Below are 14,820 nucleotides of genomic sequence, written 5' to 3' on the forward strand. Positions count from 1 at the left end.
TGCCGCTCACTCCACGCCGCTGGCGAACATGGCCCGGCTGACAACCTCGACATATTCGCGAATCACGCTCTCCCGCGGGTAGCGGATCACCTCGCCGTCGAAACTGATCAGGTAGGTGTCCGTCTGCACCAGCCACAAGACCCGCCCGCTGCGGACATCGTAGAGCCCGGTCTCGACCACGGCCACCTGCGAGGCCGGTGTCTCCCGCTCCACTTGTTTCAATTCGACCACCCGCGCCACCAGCAGTGTGTCGAAGCCCCCCTCCCGGGCCGCCGCGGCCACAGCCTGCACCTCCGGCACTGCGGCGCCGGGCCAGGCCAGGTTCCAGGCGTAGGCGTCGATGCCGCGGCGGCGCAGATGGCGCACCCAGGCGCTCTCGGCGCGGGCGCCGGTTTCGGACACGGGGTTGAAGGGCACCGCGAACACCAGCGTCTTGCCCAGGGCCCGCTCGCCGGGCGCAAGCTCGCTCCAGATATGGTTGACGACAGTAGTCGCGCAGGAACAGGCGGCGAGCAGCAAACTGGCGCACAGGGTCAACCAGGTGGGGATTGCGCTCCCCCCTTCCCTAGAAGGAGAAGCGGCTGGTGATCTGGGTGCGGAAATCCGAGCCTGCGTCTCCATCCTTGTCCTCCCGTGTTCCATACAGCACCTCGACACCGAGCAGCCACTGCGGAAAGGGCGTCCAGGTCAGGTTGGCGCTGCTGTACTGTGTTTTCCTGAAGGCGCCCCCCGGCTGCGCCGCCAGGTTGTCCTGCCGCACTTCGCCATAGGAGGCGACGCTGTAGAGTTTCGGGGTCCACCAGTGCTGGTAGCTGCCGAACCAGCCCAGCGTCTCGATCGCCTGCAGCTTATTCCGTGCCGCGTCGTAGTGCGCATCGGGGGGGCCGTCGTTGAGCAGCCCGCCGAACCCCTCGCCGATCGTCAGTGAAACAGTCGCGAAGTCCTGGCGCAGATTGGCCGGCATATGCACACGGCCGGCCAAGCTCGCGGCCCAGCCGGTCTCCGATACGGTCGAATCGTCGTCGGCAGCGGCGCGCAGGTCCCGCACCAGCAGACTGCCCTGCAAGTTGAAGCTCTCGCCCTGGGCGCTGAGCGCGGCGGCGAAGTCGGGCCAGCGCGATACGGGCTCGGCGCCTTCAAACGCGCGCTTGTCCGGCGCCTCGGCAGCCAGCTTCAGCGCCAGCCCGGGGCACAGCGGCCTGGTCCAGCGCAGCAGCGGATGGCGCGTGCCGAACACCGAATTGGGGCCCTCGAAATCCAGCGTGTTGGGGATCGCGTGGACATTGGTGTAGGTGGACCAGTCCTGTCCCAGCAGCAGGTCGCCGCCGAGCAGGACGTCCGTCACCTCGCCGTAGGCGCGGCGCAGGCGCACCTCCGGTTTGGTGCTGGAGGAATCGCCAAAGAAATCCAGCGAGACAAAGGTGGTCAGCAGGTGCCTGTGACGCGGAGTCCGCGTTTCCACCACCAGCCTCGAGGCCTGCGCGCTGAAGTGGGTCTCGCCGCTCTCCCCCTCAGCCGCGGTCGCCTCACCGGTGACAATCGCGCTGGTGGCGAATTTCGCCGGCGTTGAGATAGCGCCGGTGTCGTGATTGGCGTCCAGCTCGGCAAAGCCGCTGATCTTTATGCGGGTGTCGCTGCCCAGCAGCGGAATGGCGCCGGGCCAGTCGGTCTTTGCATCCGCGATGGCCGTCTCGAGGTCCCCGTAGGCGGGATGGCGATCCGTGTCGCCGGCACGCAGTGGCGGCGCGGCGGTCTGCAGCGCGAGCGCGAGAGTGGCGGTGGCGGCAAATTGCCGCGCGTTAAAAACCATGCCGTTGGCTATGCCCCTTCCCTGGCTGAAGGCGGTCGAATAGAGCGAAAACTCAGGACCCGTCCATACCAAATTCGATGGCGGTACAGGCCAATAAGGTTAGCAGGCCCTGGTTTGCGGACCCGAGCCGCACACCCGGGTTGAAGGAAGCCAGATCGCTTTTTTCAACAAGCTGTCAGTCCGGCGATTGGCCGCCCGGCGCCAGACCGATAAACCCGATCGCGCGCCGCTCCAACCAGGCGTAGAAGGGATTCCAGCGCAGGCGCAACTGCGCAGAGGCACTGATGGCGAGGGCACCGCGCTCGCCGCGCAGCGCCAGATTGCCGAGCTGAATGCCCGGGCCGGGCGCGGACGGAAATCCACCGTAGATGGTGTCATCCGGTGGAAAAGGCAGCGCGACGTGAGACAGGGAATAGACGCCGCTCGGCCACGACAGGCCGAGTGGCACCCTGCCGGCGCTGCGCTGCCCCGCCGGCCAGCGCACCGCGACCGCCTGCGACGACCGGCTGTTGGCATTGGTCACCAGTGTCAGCGCGTAGTGCCTGGGCTCCGCCTTTTGCAGGGCCGCGATCATCCGATCCGGATTCCAGGTCAGGAACTGTTCGATTTTTGCCTGGCGATTGATATCGAACAGCACCAGCTCGTGGCCGCCGAGCGGGAGGAGATTGAACAGATCCCGTACTACCGCCGGGGCCTCGACGGTTGCGTCGATCACCGAGGAAAAGGACAGGATCGGCGGCATCTGATCCAGGCGCTGTTCCGCCGCCAACTCGCCGATCCGGCGCCGAATCTCCCGCGTCAGCCGGTGGGTCAGGGCCGCCGCGTTGATCGCGAAGGAACCGTACTTGAAGGGTTCGTATTCGAGGCGGTGGATACTGTTCCACTGCAGCTTTTCGATCCCCAGCAGCTGGCCCAGGCGCTCCTGCCAGACCGCCAGCGCCGCAACCGGCGAGACACCTATTTCCGGGGAGATAAGCACCAGGCTGCGCACCTTCGGCAGCTCGGGGTCGTCCATGGCCGCCAGCGCGTAGTGGACGGCCAGAGCGGCGCCGTTTGAATAGCCGACGATGTGAATCGGCCTGTCGCGCCCCGATGCCGCCAGGTGTCGCATCGCGAGGCGCACCGCCGCCGCCATATCCTGCCAGGTGACGTCGACCAGGCCCGAGGGCGCGGTGCCGTGGCCCGGAATGCGCAGCCCCAACACAGTGGCACCGGACTCGTGCAAACGCCGCCCCAGGTGGCGGAGGCTGTAGGGTGCATCAGTCAGGCCGTGCAACAGCAGTACCATGGCGCCGGGGTCTTCCGCCTCCAACAGGAAACTCCGGTTCCAGTCCGGCGACCAGCGGTCGGGATCCGCCAGGCTGCCGCGCTGGTAGCGGTTGATACTGCCGGGTCCGGCGGGGCCGGTCTTGCGGTAGACCTCCTCGTCGAGCTGCGCGAACAACCTGTCTTCCAGCGCCAGGTATTCGGGGAAGGTCGAAACGGGGGAGCCTTCGCGGTACTCGGCATCCAGATCCGCCGTATGCCAGACCTGCAGATCCGGCAGGCGCTCGATATAGAGTGCGAATACGACCAGCAGCGTCAGGACGGCGCCGACGGCACAGTGGCACAGGAAGCGCAGAGCCCACATGGCGCGCGGGCTATTCGGCCACCGGTCTGGCTCCCGAGACGATAATGATGCCGGAGAAGATCAGCTTGATACCGAAGAGTATGCCCAGCGCCCAGTCTCCGGCGAATGGAGACTGCATCCACAAAACCACGCCGAGCAGGACCGACACGACGCCGCCCAGTATCAGCCAGGTCTTGCCGGTTTCCGGTTTGGCGCGCCAGCCGGCCAGCAGCTCCGCGGCCCCGTCGAGAATGAAATAGATCGCCAGCAGCAGTATCAGCGTCCTGGCGAGCAGCAGCGGATGGCTCAGCAGTATTACCGCCGCCGCTATGGTCAGCAGGCCGAGCGCGATGCCCGCTATGCCCTTGCCCAGACTGCCGGCGCGAAACGCCCAGATCAGGCGGAGTAGACCGCCGATCAGCACCAGCACGCCGACGACCATCGCGACGGAGAGCCCGGTAATCGCCGGTGTCATCAGTGCCACCGCGCCCAGCGCGATCATCAGGATGCCGAGTGTGGTCATCGCCTTGCCGCCGAAACCCGCATCTCTCATATGCGCCTCCCGCTCAGCCGAAATCAGGGATCATTTCCCTCATTAAAGACCATAGCGGCGCAGGGGGACTACTGGCGCTGGAATCTCGGCGGAAAATTTTTGCCCGCAATACTGCTGCGCAGCGGGTTGATATCCAGCCCGCCGCGGCGGGTGTAGCGGGCGCAGACCGTCAGCTCGGCAAAGTCCGCCAGCCGCTGCAGGTCGCAGAAGATACGCTCCACGCAGTGCTCGTGAAAGTCCTGGTGCTCGCGGAAGGAGACGATATAGGCGAGCAGCGATTCACGATCCAGCGCCGGACCCTTGTATTCGATGCACAGCGTCGCCCAGTCCGGCTGACCGGTTACCGGGCAGTTGCTGCGCAGCAGGTGGCTGTACAGGGTTTCACTGACCTGCCCGCCGCCCTCTTTCAGTTTCAGCAGCGCCGCATCCGGCTGGTATTGGCGGGTCTCGATATCCAGCCCGTCGAGGCAATAGCCCTGCGGCTTCTGCACCGCCAGCGCGGCGTCCTCCACCTCGAACAGGACGACAGACACCTCGGCGCCCGCCGCCGCGCTCAGATCTTTGAACAGTGTCGCGCGCACCGCGTCCAGGGACTCGAACACCGTCTGGTTGAAGGCGTTCAGGTACAGCTTGAACGACTTGGACTCCACCATATTCGGGCTGCTGGCCGGAAAGGTGAATTTGCCCACCGCCACCTGTGGCTTGCCCTTCGGGTTCAGCCAGGAGAGCTCGAAGCCCCACCACTCGTCGCCGCCGAAAAACGGCAGCGCGTCGTCACTGAGCCCCAGCTGCGCGCGGGAAACGCGGCGCGGTATCGGGTGCAGCAACTGCGGGTTATAGGTGGATTCGTAGCGGGTTGCCTTGCCCAGCGGCAGGTCTTGCCAGTCTTCTCGGTTCATACAGACTCCTGGATTCCAGGCCATTTAGTGGCGCAGACGCCTGCCGTGGGTCATCAGGTACAACCCACAGCCAAACAGCAGCGCGATAACCACCAGGACGCCGCCGAAGGCCCAGGCCACATTGATATCGGATACGCCGAGCACGCCGTAGCGGAAGGCGTTGACCATATACAGCACCGGATTCAGCTTCGACAGCCCCTGCCAGAAGGGCGACAGCAGCTCAATGGAATAGAAGACGCCACCGAGATAGGTCAGCGGCGTCAGCACGAACGTCGGAATAATCGAGATATCGTCGAAGCTGTTGGCCAGTATCGCATTGATAAAGCCCGCGAGGGAAAACAGCACCGCGGTCAGGAAAACGATCGCGACGGTGACGCCCAGATGCTCGACACTGAGCGAGGTAAAAAAGAGCGCTATCAGGGTGACGATCAGGCCGACGATCAGCCCGCGCGCGACGCCGCCGAGCACATAGCCGGCCATGATCACCCAGTTGGGCGTCGGCGATACCAGCAGCTCCTCCACACTGCGCTGGAACTTGGCACTGTAGAAGGAGGACACCACATTGGCGTAGGAGTTGGTGATGACCGCCATCATGATCAGCCCCGGCACCACGAACTCCATATAGGAAAAGCCGCCCATCTGACCGATGCGGCTGCCGATCAGGGAGCCGAAGATCACGAAATACAGGGACATGGTGATCACCGGCGGCACCAGCGTCTGCGGCCAGATACGGGTGAAGCGGCGCACCTCGCGGCGCAGTATTGTGGCGAAGGATGTCCAGGTTGCGTTGCCCTTCACTGCTCGTCCTCCGCCTGTTGTTCTTTCGCCAGCAGCGACACGAACAGCTCCTCCAGGCGGTTGGCGCGGTTGCGCATACTGGCGATACGCACGCCCTGCCCGGCCAGCGCCGCAAACAGGTCGGTCAGCGACTGACCTTTTTCCACCGTCACCTCCAGGCTGTGCTCATCGATCAGTTTGCCCTCGAAGCCATGCAGATCCGGGCACTCGCTCAGGGCCTCGCTCGAGTCGAGAATAAAGGTCTCCCGGTTCAGGGTTTTCAGCAGCGACTTGATCGAGGTGTTCTCGACAATCTCCCCCTTGTCGATGATGGCGATATTGCGGCACAGGCTCTCCGCCTCTTCCAGGTAGTGGGTGGTCAGGATAATGGTGGTGCCCTGGCGGTTGATCTCCTCGAGGAAGGTCCACATGGAGCGGCGCAGCTCGATATCCACGCCGGCGGTGGGCTCGTCGAGAATCAACAGCCTGGGCTCGTGAATCAGCGCGCGGGCGATCATCAGGCGGCGCTTCATGCCGCCGGACAACATGCGCGCCTGGGTGCCGCGCTTGTCCCACAGGCCCAACTGCTTCAGGTACTTCTCCGTGCGCTCCTCGGCCAGCTTGCGCGGCATGCCGTAGAAGCCGCCCTGGGTGACAACGATATCGTAGACCTTCTCGAACTGGCTGAAATTGAATTCCTGCGGCACCACGCCCAGCATCCGCTTGGCCGCGGGGAAATCCTCGTCGATATCGACACCGAAGATCGACACGCGGCCGGCGGTCTTGCGCACCAGCGAGCAGATGATACCGATGGTGGTGGACTTGCCGGCGCCGTTGGGGCCCAGCAGCGCAAAGAAGTCCCCCGGCTGCACCGCGAAACTGATGCCCTTCAGGGCCCGGAAGCCGTTGTCGTAGGTTTTCTCGAGATTTTGGATGGAGAGCGCGGCGGTCATGACTGCCTCCTGAAACTGAGGGCGCTATTCAACGCGCTCGGGCGGTATATTTCAACCGGACTGAGCGCGGCCCCCGCAGGAACCTGCTTGCAGGCGAAGGCTACGGAGCGCGGATCCTTTCGCCTGCAAGCAGGCTCCTGCCGGCGACCGCAGCGTGTCCGGAGGACTAACCCGGTATTCGCCCGACCGGCTCCTGTGAATTGCGCGCAAAAAAAAGCCGCTCTAGTGAGCGGCTTTTTTAATTGGAGCGGGAAACCGGGCTCGAACCGGCGACCTCAACCTTGGCAAGGTTGCGCTCTACCAACTGAGCTATTCCCGCCTAAACTGTTCTGGCGCCAGTGTCGCACATGGCACCAAATTCCATCACTGTAAGCGCACTCTTCATTCTGCGCTCTTCCGGTCGCCAATCTCAGATTGACGCCGTTCGGCGGCGCGCTTCGCCGAGCGAAGCAGACACTTGCCTCACCCAACTGGGCTATTCCCGCCTTTCCTGTACGCCCGGCAGCTCGAGAGCTGCCGGGCCGTGTTGGCATCCCCAAGGGGAGTCGAACCCCTGTTACCGCCGTGAAAGGGCGGTGTCCTAGGCCTCTAGACGATGGGGACAGAAAACTTGCACTTGGCCCCTCGGTTTAAAACCAGGGCAACCAATGCTGCCACACTGTCTGTGGCATCGCCAGTGGAAATCTCCCCTGGCAACTCTCTGTAGTGATAGATCACTACAGAGAGTAGAAAACTTGGAGCGGGAAACCGGGTTCGAACCGGCGACCTCAACCTTGGCAAGGTTGCGCTCTACCAACTGAGCTATTCCCGCAGTGGCGTCCCCTAGGGGAGTCGAACCCCTGTTACCGCCGTGAAAGGGCGGTGTCCTAGGCCTCTAGACGAAGGGGACCCCGGACTCACTTCTGTTCACTTCAAGCGTCTCGACCCTTTTGGCTGTCGCCTTAAAGATCAGCTCTGCGTCAGAAGTGGGGCGCATTCTATGTAGCACCCGGGGGGCTGTCAACACCCGCGTCGAAACTTTTTTTGTATTTTTTTCTTTTGTAGTCAGGCACTTACCGAAACCCTGTGTCTGCGGGGCGCCGGCCCCGCCGCCACCCTACTCCGCCGCCGCCCGCGCCTTCAGCTCGGACAGGAAACTGCGGATACGCTTGCCGTTGGCCCCGAGGTCGCTCTGGCCAACCCGCGAGCTGGAGCGGACATCCACCCGCACCTGCCCGTTCTCGTCCCGCACCCGCACCACCACATCGTCGGTGAAGCCGAGCAGCGGCGTCCTGTCCACCGCCTCCAGATGGCCGCGGCGCGGATCCACCGCCACCAGGCGCCAGCCGAGATCCTCGGCCACCTGCGCCGCCAGTTCCGTGGCCCTGTCCACCGACATCTGCAATTCCAGCGGCAGTATGTCCGCGTAGATATCCGCCTCCCGCTGCAGCTTGGCCACGGCCTCACCGGCGTATTCCGCACTGTTGTCGTCCGCATCGCGCAGGGACAGCACCGCCCGGTAGGCCGGCGGGTCCTTCGTATCGGTGGTGATGTCGTGGATGCGCGGAACCTCGAAGTTGCTCTTGCCCACGGTCAGCAGCGGCACCGCCACCGGCAACAGCCCCAGCACCGCGGCCCAGAGGGCGTTGCGGCGGCTCTGCGCGTGCCTTTTCACCAGCCCCCAGATAAACACCAGCATCGCGAGCAGCGCCACGCCGAGGGCCGCCAGACCGGCGTACCTGAATACCTGGAATACCGGCTTGAAGTGCACCAGCTCCAGCCGCAGCGCCAGGCCGGCGCAGAATATGATACCCAGCAGCAGCCATTGCGCGCGCAACAGCCAGCGGCTCCAGTGTCTCTGTCTCACGACTCTCCCCCCTTCCCTCTCTTTTTCGACTCGGTATCCAGTTTAATCGACAGCGAGTTGACGCAGTAACGCAATCCCGTTTCCGTCGGGCCATCGGGAAAAACGTGCCCCAGATGACAGTGGCATTTGGCACAGACTATCTCGGTGCGCCGCATGCCGAGACTGTCGTCCGGCCGCTCCTCGACGGCCCCCGCCCGCGCCTCGGCGTCGAAACTGGGCCAGCCGCAGTGGGCTTCGAATTTGGCATCCGAGTCAAACAGCACCTCGCCGCAGCAGCGGCAGCGGTAGACACCGTCCTCGAACACATTCCAGTACTCGCCGCTAAAGGGGCGCTCGGTACCCGCTTCGCGGCAAACGTGAAATTCTTCCGGTGTCAGCTTGTCGCGCCAGTAGTTATCGTCTTTTTCTTTTGACATACTCTGATCCTATTCCACCCAGTTCCTGTAGGAGCGGCCGTTGGCCGCGATAGGACCGCAGAAATCTCCGATATCCATCGCGGCCACCGGCCGCTCCTACAAAGTAGTGCCCCCAGGACCACCATCATGAAGGACATTCTCAAGTCGGAAAAGCTGCACGGCGTCTGTTACGAAATCCGCGGCCCGGTGATGGAGCAGGCCTATCGCATGGAGGAGGAAGGCCATCGCATCCTCAAGCTGAATATCGGCAACCCGGCCCCCTTCGGCTTCGACGCCCCGGACGAGATTATCCAGGATGTGATCCACAATCTGGCCCAGGCCCAGGGCTATGTGGAGTCCAAGGGGCTGTTCGCCGCGCGCAAGGCCATTATGCAGGAGAGCCAGACCCTCGGCATCGAGGGCGTGGAGATAGACGATATCTACCTCGGCAACGGCGTCTCCGAACTCATCACCATGGCCACCCAGGCACTGCTGAACAACGGCGACGAACTGCTGCTGCCGATGCCCAACTACCCGCTGTGGATGGCGGCCACCAACCTGACCGGCGCCCACCCGGTACTCTACCGCTGCGACGAGGCATCCGGCTGGCTGCCGGATATCGACGACATCAAGGCCAAGATCACCCCGCGCACCCGCGGCATAGTGGTGATCAACCCGAACAACCCCACCGGTGCCGTCTATCCGCGCGCGCTGCTGGAAGAAATTGTAGAAGTTGCCCGCAGCCACGATCTGGTGATTTTCGCCGACGAGATCTACAGCAAGATCCTCTACGACGACGCCGAGTTCACGCCGATGGCGAAACTGGCCGGGGACCTGCTCTGCCTGAGCTTCAACGGCCTGTCCAAATCCTACCGCCTGGCGGGCTTCCGCTCCGGCTGGATGATCGTCAGCGGCGCCAAGCAGCGCGCCAAAGGCTTTATCGAGGGCATGGATATACTGTCGTCGATGCGCCTGTGCGGCAATGTGCCGGCGATGTTCGCCGTACAGACGGCGCTCGGCGGCTACCAGAGCATCAAAGACCTGGTACTGCCCGGCGGCCGCCTGCGCGAGCAGCGGGACCTGGCCTACCAGATGCTGAACGACATTCCCGGCGTCAGCTGCGTCAAACCCCAGGGCGCCATCTACCTGTTCCCGAAACTGTGCCTGGACCGGCACAAGATCCACAACGACGAACAGCTGGTGCTGGACTTCCTGCGCCAGGAAAAAATCCTGCTGGTGCACGGACGGGGCTTCCACTGGGATGCGCCGGACCATCTGCGCATCGTCTTCCTGCCCCGCACCGACGACCTCAGCCACGCGATTGAGCGGCTCGGACACTTTCTGGAGCGCTACTCGCAGTAATGCTGGACGATCTGCATATTCACGATTTCTACCGCGACGCCGGCAGAATACTGCTGGCGCTGTTCAACCAGTTTCCCCTGCCCGCGACCGTCTACGTGGAGGATATCGCCGGGCCCGACACCCCGGATGAATTCGGCCTGCACTCGCCGCGACACCTGGCCTGTCTCGGCGCCATGAGCTGGCTGAAGCAGAGCGGCTATATCCACTTCTCGCAGCTGGTGCGCCAGGAGGCGGTGGAAGAGGCGGTGTTGAGTCACCGCGGTTTCCTGTTGCTGGTGAACAAAAACGGGGATGGACAGAGCAATGCGCAGCTGCTGGACCAGGCGGTGCGCCACGGCTCCTCGGCGCAGCTGCAGGCCTTGATGGAGCGCTTGATGCGGGAGTTTGCCACGCTGTAGGGCGCGCGCGGCACAACTCGGAAACCAGTGTGAGCGGCCGGTGGCCGCGATCGATGTCACGGGTTGGCGGAAAGTCCGATCGCGGCCATGGGCCGCTCCTACAGGGGGGCGCTATCGGCGGAAGCGGACGTGCAGCATCTTCAGCGCCGCGTCCGGGTCACTGTCCGGAAAATCCGGATTCTGTGGCAGCCGCGCCACCACCCGGTAGCGGCTGTCCGCCCCCTCGATCAACTGGCGGAAATGCGCCTCGCCGTGACGCGGCGAGTTCATCACCATCAGCAGCTCCGCCTCCGCCGCCAGGCAGCCCGGCAGCAGCTGCAGAAGTCTGCCGTAATCTTCACTGACATCGAAGCTGCCCTTCTGCCGCGTGGGCGGATCCACGACCGCCAGTTGGAAGGGGCCGCGGCGGTCGAAGCGGTTGAATTCCCGCAGCGCGTCCAGCTGCAGAAACTTGATACCCTTCAGCGGCAGCTGGTTGAAGGTGTGGTTCTCGCGACCGCGGTTCAGCACGCCGCGGTTCACATCAATATTCACCACTTCCAGCTCTCCGGCGGCGCGGGCGACGGCGGAGAAGGCGCAGGTAAACGCGAACAGGTTCAGCAGTTTCAGATTCTCGGTATCGGCGTGGGCCCTGACCTGGGCTTCCAGCCAGCGGCGCCCCGGCTCTATATCGAGAAAGAAGCCGACATTCTGCCGCTCGAAGGTCAGCGGAAACTTCAGTTCGCCGCGGCGCGCCAGCGGCGCCGCCACCGGCTGGCCGCAGTGCCAGGTTACCGGCGCGCCGCGCTGGTAGCGCCGCTGCGCGGCCACGCCCAGATAGCCGAAAGGCTCGGCCAGCTGCCACAGTTGCTCGCACAGCGCCTCTTCACCTTCGTATTCCTCGAAAAAAGTCACCAGCAGCGCCGGGAAAAAGCTGTCCACACAGACCTGTTCCAGTCCCGGGTAGCAGCGGCCGCGGCCGTGGAAGAGGCGCCGGCTGTCCGGGCTCTTTTCCGCCAGTTTTGTTTCCACCTGTTCCAGCAGGGGGCGCCAGTCCTTAGACATTGTTCTTACAGGTCCCCGTTGCTGAGCGGATACAGGATCGCGTCCCGGTAGCCGGTGATCACGCGAATAAACCCGCTCCACTGCTCGTCCAGTGCCGGATCGCCGCTGTCCACCAGCAGCGGGCGGCCGCCGAGCTCGGTGATCTTGGTCTTGGTGGCGACGACGATCAGATTGTCGCGCCCGACCACGCGCAATATTTTGGGCGAGAACTGCTGGTTGCCGCGGCCGATCAGATGCCCCTGGCCGCCGATGGCGGTGAGCACAATTTTTACCGGTCCGCCGTGCGCCTCGATGGCCTTTTCGATTTCCGGCGCGCCGACATCCGCGGCCACCAGTTCGCCATCGCGCAGCAGGTCCACGCCGAGCAGGGTGCCGTCGCAGCCGAGCTCGTTCAGTATCGCCAGGGTCGTGGAGCCCGGGCCGACGATATAGAGGGTGTCGGGATCCAGTTCCTCGACCACGTCGGCGGCGATATCCGCCACCGCCAGCTCCTCCACCTCGCGCCCGGCGTTTTTGACTGCCTGCAGGAAGTGGCCCTCCTCCGGCACCAGCAGCTCGCCGTAGTAGCGGGTACTGACGCGCCCCTCGCGGAAGGACTTCTCGTCGATATCGCGCACCTCGCGCTGGTGCAGGTCGACCAGCTGCCCGGCCATCAGCCGCCGCAGTACCTCGCCGCCCGCCCTGGGGGAAATGGCGAAGCAGGCGGAGTGCATCTTCACTCCGGCGGGAATCCCCAGCACCGGAAAGTCGTCGCCGAGGGCGTTGACCATATTGCGCGCGGTGCCGTCGCCGCCGACGAACACGATCAGGTCGGCGCCGGCATCGCGGATCGCCGCGGCCGCCCTTTCCGTATCCGCCGGCGTCGAGGGGGCGGATTCCGCCGCGCCGACCACCTGGACGCGAAAGTCCAGCCGCGCGGCGGTGTCCGCGCCCATATCGCCGGCAAAACAGAGTATCTCCAGCTGCGCCGCAAACGGCTTCAGCGCCTCCAGCGCGATGGCCGCGCGCCTGTGGGACTGCGGCTCTATACCGGCCTCCAGGGCCCGCTGCACCGTGTCGGCGCCGTCGCTGCCCTTCAGGCCCGCCGGGCCGCCGACACCGGCCCAGGGATTGATGATGAGTCCAAGTTTTTTGATGTTCACTGCAACCCCAATACTTTCAGTTGCCGCCGCTGCAATTCACTCAGTTCGGCATCGATTCGATAGTGGGAGAATTCAAGCCGCTCGGGGTATTCCCGGCGCAGCCGGTCGAAGGCCTTGTTCATGGGCTCATCGCCCTTTGCCGCCGCGCGCAGGCGGCAGTCGTCTTGGCGCGGATCGTAGATCTGCAGCAGCAGCTCTGCCATTGCCGAAAAGCCTGTAGGAGCCGCCGTTGGCCGCGACAGGGAGCGGGGCTTCGACGGGCCTCCATCGCGGCCAGCGGCCGCTCCTGCAGGAAGATCCAACGCCCTGGATACGGCCTCGCGGATCATGCGCGTGCCCGCCAGCTTGCCGTCCAGGCTGTAGCCGGCGATATGCGGCGTGCCGATATCCACCAGCTCCAGCAATTCGGTGTCTATATCCGGTTCGTTTTCCCACACGTCCAGCACAGTGGTGAAACGCCTGCGCTCGCGCAGCAGATCCAGCAGGGCGCGGTTGTCCACCACCGCGCCGCGACCGGCGCTGATCAACACGGCGCCGCCCCTTATCTGCGCCAGCTGCTCTGCGCCGATCATATGCAGACTGGGATGCGGGCCGCCGCTGACCAGCGGCGCGTGCAGGCAGATCACATCCTGCTGCAACACCCTGTCCAGGTCCGCCGCGTCCGGGTTGTGCGGCAGCCAGGGATCGTAGACGGCGCAGGGAATATCCAGCGCGTGCAGCCGCCGCTGCAGCAGGCCGCCGACATTGCCGCAGCCGACGATACCGAAACTGCGCCCGCACCAGTCCACCCCCAGCGCCGCCAGGGCACAGAAGACATACTCCACCACCGAGTTGGCGTTGCAGCCGGGCGCGGCGCTCCAGGGAATACCCCGGCGCTCCAGCCAGTCGGTATCCAGGTGGTCCGTGCCGATGGTGCAGCTGCCGACGAAACGCACCGGCGTTCCGTCCAGCAGAGACGCGTCCACCCGGGTGACCGAGCGCACCAGCAGGATATCCGCCTGCGCCAGCTGCGCGCGGCTGAGCGTGCGCCCGGGCAGGCGCACCAGCCTACCCAGGTCGCCGAAGTAGTCCTCCAGCGCGGGAATATTCTCGTCGGCGACGATCGTCAGCTCTGTCTTCTTCACACGCTTTCCCCGCTCTGTTCACCCGCTACCGCGGACAGTGTCCGCGCGATTTTGGCCTTGAGGCCGCCGATACCGAACTCGTCCGCCAGCGCCTGGGCCACGGCGATATCCACCGGCTGCGGCTCCAGGTCCCGGAGATCGATGTTCAGCCCGATATTTTCTTCCAGGCTCGCGAGGCGCTTGGCCAGCCGGATCTGATCCGCGTACTCACCGAGGCGCGCGGCGATACCGGCCGCGCCGCGCAGCTTGAGCTCCGCGACCCGCTGCGTCTGCCGCAGCAATGTCTCTATATCTTCAAACTCCGCCAGCAGCCGCGCCGCCGTCTTGGCGCCGATACCTGGCACGCCGGGGATATCGTCACTGCTGTCGCCGACCAGGGCCAGGTAGTCGGCGATCTGCCCCGGGCGCACACCGAACCTGGCCCGAATCGCGGCGGCATCCAGGTGCCGGTCGGCGGCGAAATCCCACAGGCTCGCGGCGCCCCTGTCCAGCAGTTGGCCCAGGTCCTTGTCGCGGCTGACGACAACCGGCGCCTGATCGCGACACAGACGGGTCAGGGTGGCGAGAATGTCGTCCGCCTCAAAGCGCTCGCTGGCGAAACAGGCGATCCCCAGGGCCTCGCCCATCTCCCGGCAGGCGGCCAGTTGAAAGGCCAGCGCCTCGTCCGGCAGCGCGCGACTGCACTTGTAGTCCGGGTAGAGCTGGTTGCGGAAACAGCTGCCCAGGGACTCGTCGAAGGCGCAGGCGATATGGCGGGGCCGCCGCGCGAGCAGGTCGAGCAGGAAGTTGGTAAAGCCGTACACCGCCTCGGTCCCGTAGCCGCTGCGGCTGCTCCAGTTCGGCGGCAGCGCAAAGTAGTAGCGGAAGATATAGACAGAGGCGTCGACCAGGAAGCTGCTCATAGCGGG

Annotated in this window: 15 protein-coding genes and 4 tRNA genes; 2 read left to right on the forward strand and 17 right to left on the reverse strand. The window is 64.6% G+C overall.

Annotated features, from left to right (window positions below; translation table 11 throughout):
• Positions 1-6 precede the first annotated feature (6 nt).
• From ACXAF3_RS07475 to msrB, 13 genes are all read right to left on the reverse strand, one after another.
• Positions 7-537, reverse strand: a complete 531-nt coding sequence (locus ACXAF3_RS07475; protein WP_475111670.1) for a hypothetical protein — start codon at positions 535-537, stop codon at positions 7-9.
• A 28-nt stretch (positions 538-565) separates the two neighbouring features.
• On the reverse strand, positions 566-1,810 hold the full coding sequence (locus ACXAF3_RS07480; protein WP_475111671.1) for a DcaP family trimeric outer membrane transporter: 1,245 nt from the start codon (positions 1,808-1,810) through the stop codon (positions 566-568).
• 175 nt (positions 1,811-1,985) lie between these two features.
• Positions 1,986-3,440 (reverse strand): alpha/beta hydrolase, encoded by a 1,455-nt coding sequence (locus ACXAF3_RS07485; RefSeq protein WP_475111672.1) that lies wholly within the window; start codon positions 3,438-3,440, stop codon positions 1,986-1,988.
• 10 nt (positions 3,441-3,450) lie between these two features.
• Entirely contained in the window at positions 3,451-3,972 is a 522-nt protein-coding gene (locus ACXAF3_RS07490) for an HdeD family acid-resistance protein (RefSeq protein ID WP_475111673.1), read from the reverse strand.
• A gap of 68 nt (positions 3,973-4,040) precedes the next feature.
• Positions 4,041-4,871, reverse strand: coding sequence for an NADPH-dependent 7-cyano-7-deazaguanine reductase QueF (queF, locus tag ACXAF3_RS07495; RefSeq protein WP_475111674.1), 831 nt, complete (start codon positions 4,869-4,871; stop codon positions 4,041-4,043).
• A gap of 24 nt (positions 4,872-4,895) precedes the next feature.
• Positions 4,896-5,669 (reverse strand): ABC transporter permease, encoded by a 774-nt coding sequence (locus ACXAF3_RS07500; RefSeq protein ID WP_475111675.1) that lies wholly within the window; start codon positions 5,667-5,669, stop codon positions 4,896-4,898.
• Positions 5,666-6,601 carry an ABC transporter ATP-binding protein gene (locus ACXAF3_RS07505; RefSeq protein WP_475111676.1) on the reverse strand — a complete coding sequence of 312 codons (936 nt, stop codon included), beginning with the start codon at positions 6,599-6,601 and terminating at the stop codon, positions 5,666-5,668. The genes ACXAF3_RS07500 and ACXAF3_RS07505 overlap by 4 nt, the downstream gene beginning before the upstream one ends.
• 243 nt (positions 6,602-6,844) lie before the next feature.
• A tRNA-Gly gene (locus ACXAF3_RS07510) sits at positions 6,845-6,920 on the reverse strand.
• A gap of 208 nt (positions 6,921-7,128) precedes the next feature.
• Positions 7,129-7,204 (reverse strand) — tRNA-Glu (locus tag ACXAF3_RS07515).
• Between the two features lie 132 nt (positions 7,205-7,336).
• Positions 7,337-7,412: transfer RNA gene (locus tag ACXAF3_RS07520), tRNA-Gly, on the reverse strand.
• A 2-nt stretch (positions 7,413-7,414) separates the two neighbouring features.
• Positions 7,415-7,490, reverse strand: a tRNA-Glu gene (locus ACXAF3_RS07525).
• 207 nt (positions 7,491-7,697) lie between these two features.
• Positions 7,698-8,447: a DUF1499 domain-containing protein gene (locus tag ACXAF3_RS07530; protein WP_475111677.1), complete on the reverse strand. Its 750-nt coding sequence runs from the start codon at positions 8,445-8,447 to the stop codon at positions 7,698-7,700.
• A complete protein-coding gene (gene msrB / locus ACXAF3_RS07535) occupies positions 8,444-8,863 on the reverse strand; it encodes a peptide-methionine (R)-S-oxide reductase MsrB (RefSeq protein ID WP_475111678.1) in 420 nt (139 codons plus the stop codon). The genes ACXAF3_RS07530 and msrB overlap by 4 nt, the downstream gene beginning before the upstream one ends.
• Before the next feature lie 126 nt (positions 8,864-8,989).
• Between msrB and ACXAF3_RS07540 the strand changes: the two genes are divergently transcribed.
• Together ACXAF3_RS07540 and ACXAF3_RS07545 are read left to right on the forward strand one after the other, a co-directional pair.
• Entirely contained in the window at positions 8,990-10,204 is a 1,215-nt protein-coding gene (locus ACXAF3_RS07540) for a pyridoxal phosphate-dependent aminotransferase (RefSeq protein ID WP_475111679.1), read from the forward strand.
• Positions 10,204-10,602 (forward strand): hypothetical protein, encoded by a 399-nt coding sequence (locus tag ACXAF3_RS07545; protein WP_475111680.1) that lies wholly within the window; start codon positions 10,204-10,206, stop codon positions 10,600-10,602. The genes ACXAF3_RS07540 and ACXAF3_RS07545 overlap by 1 nt, the downstream gene beginning before the upstream one ends.
• Before the next feature lie 111 nt (positions 10,603-10,713).
• On the opposite strand, the gene ACXAF3_RS07550 is transcribed toward ACXAF3_RS07545, so the two are convergent.
• Genes ACXAF3_RS07550 through ACXAF3_RS07565 form a run of 4 tightly spaced genes read right to left on the reverse strand, consistent with a single transcriptional unit; the run spans position 10,714 to position 14,814 of the window.
• Positions 10,714-11,646, reverse strand: coding sequence for a class I SAM-dependent methyltransferase (locus tag ACXAF3_RS07550; RefSeq protein WP_475111681.1), 933 nt, complete (start codon positions 11,644-11,646; stop codon positions 10,714-10,716).
• A 5-nt stretch (positions 11,647-11,651) separates the two neighbouring features.
• Complete coding sequence (locus ACXAF3_RS07555; RefSeq protein WP_475111682.1) at positions 11,652-12,788, reverse strand: ATP-NAD kinase family protein; 1,137 nt, start codon at positions 12,786-12,788, stop codon at positions 11,652-11,654.
• A complete protein-coding gene (locus ACXAF3_RS07560) occupies positions 12,785-13,912 on the reverse strand; it encodes a 4-phosphoerythronate dehydrogenase (RefSeq protein WP_475111683.1) in 1,128 nt (375 codons plus the stop codon). Before ACXAF3_RS07560 ends, ACXAF3_RS07555 begins: the two co-directional genes overlap by 4 nt.
• Positions 13,909-14,814: a 5'-3' exonuclease gene (locus ACXAF3_RS07565; protein ID WP_475111684.1), complete on the reverse strand. Its 906-nt coding sequence runs from the start codon at positions 14,812-14,814 to the stop codon at positions 13,909-13,911. Before ACXAF3_RS07565 ends, ACXAF3_RS07560 begins: the two co-directional genes overlap by 4 nt.
• Between the last annotated feature and the right edge of the window lie 6 nt (positions 14,815-14,820).

Source organism: Microbulbifer sp. ABF4_143 (genome assembly GCF_056160225.1).

Coding starts and splice junctions, on each gene's coding strand:
- ACXAF3_RS07550 (WP_475111681.1), bottom strand. CDS start 11,646: ATGTCTAAGGACTGGCGCCCCCTGCTGGAACAGGTGGAAACAAAACTG.
- ACXAF3_RS07505 (WP_475111676.1), bottom strand. CDS start 6,601: ATGACCGCCGCGCTCTCCATCCAAAATCTCGAGAAAACCTACGACAAC.
- ACXAF3_RS07485 (WP_475111672.1), bottom strand. CDS start 3,440: ATGTGGGCTCTGCGCTTCCTGTGCCACTGTGCCGTCGGCGCCGTCCTG.
- ACXAF3_RS07565 (WP_475111684.1), bottom strand. CDS start 14,814: ATGAGCAGCTTCCTGGTCGACGCCTCTGTCTATATCTTCCGCTACTAC.
- ACXAF3_RS07490 (WP_475111673.1), bottom strand. CDS start 3,972: ATGAGAGATGCGGGTTTCGGCGGCAAGGCGATGACCACACTCGGCATC.
- msrB (WP_475111678.1), bottom strand. CDS start 8,863: ATGTCAAAAGAAAAAGACGATAACTACTGGCGCGACAAGCTGACACCG.
- ACXAF3_RS07480 (WP_475111671.1), bottom strand. CDS start 1,810: ATGGTTTTTAACGCGCGGCAATTTGCCGCCACCGCCACTCTCGCGCTC.
- queF (WP_475111674.1), bottom strand. CDS start 4,871: ATGAACCGAGAAGACTGGCAAGACCTGCCGCTGGGCAAGGCAACCCGC.
- ACXAF3_RS07540 (WP_475111679.1), top strand. CDS start 8,990: ATGAAGGACATTCTCAAGTCGGAAAAGCTGCACGGCGTCTGTTACGAA.
- ACXAF3_RS07545 (WP_475111680.1), top strand. CDS start 10,204: ATGCTGGACGATCTGCATATTCACGATTTCTACCGCGACGCCGGCAGA.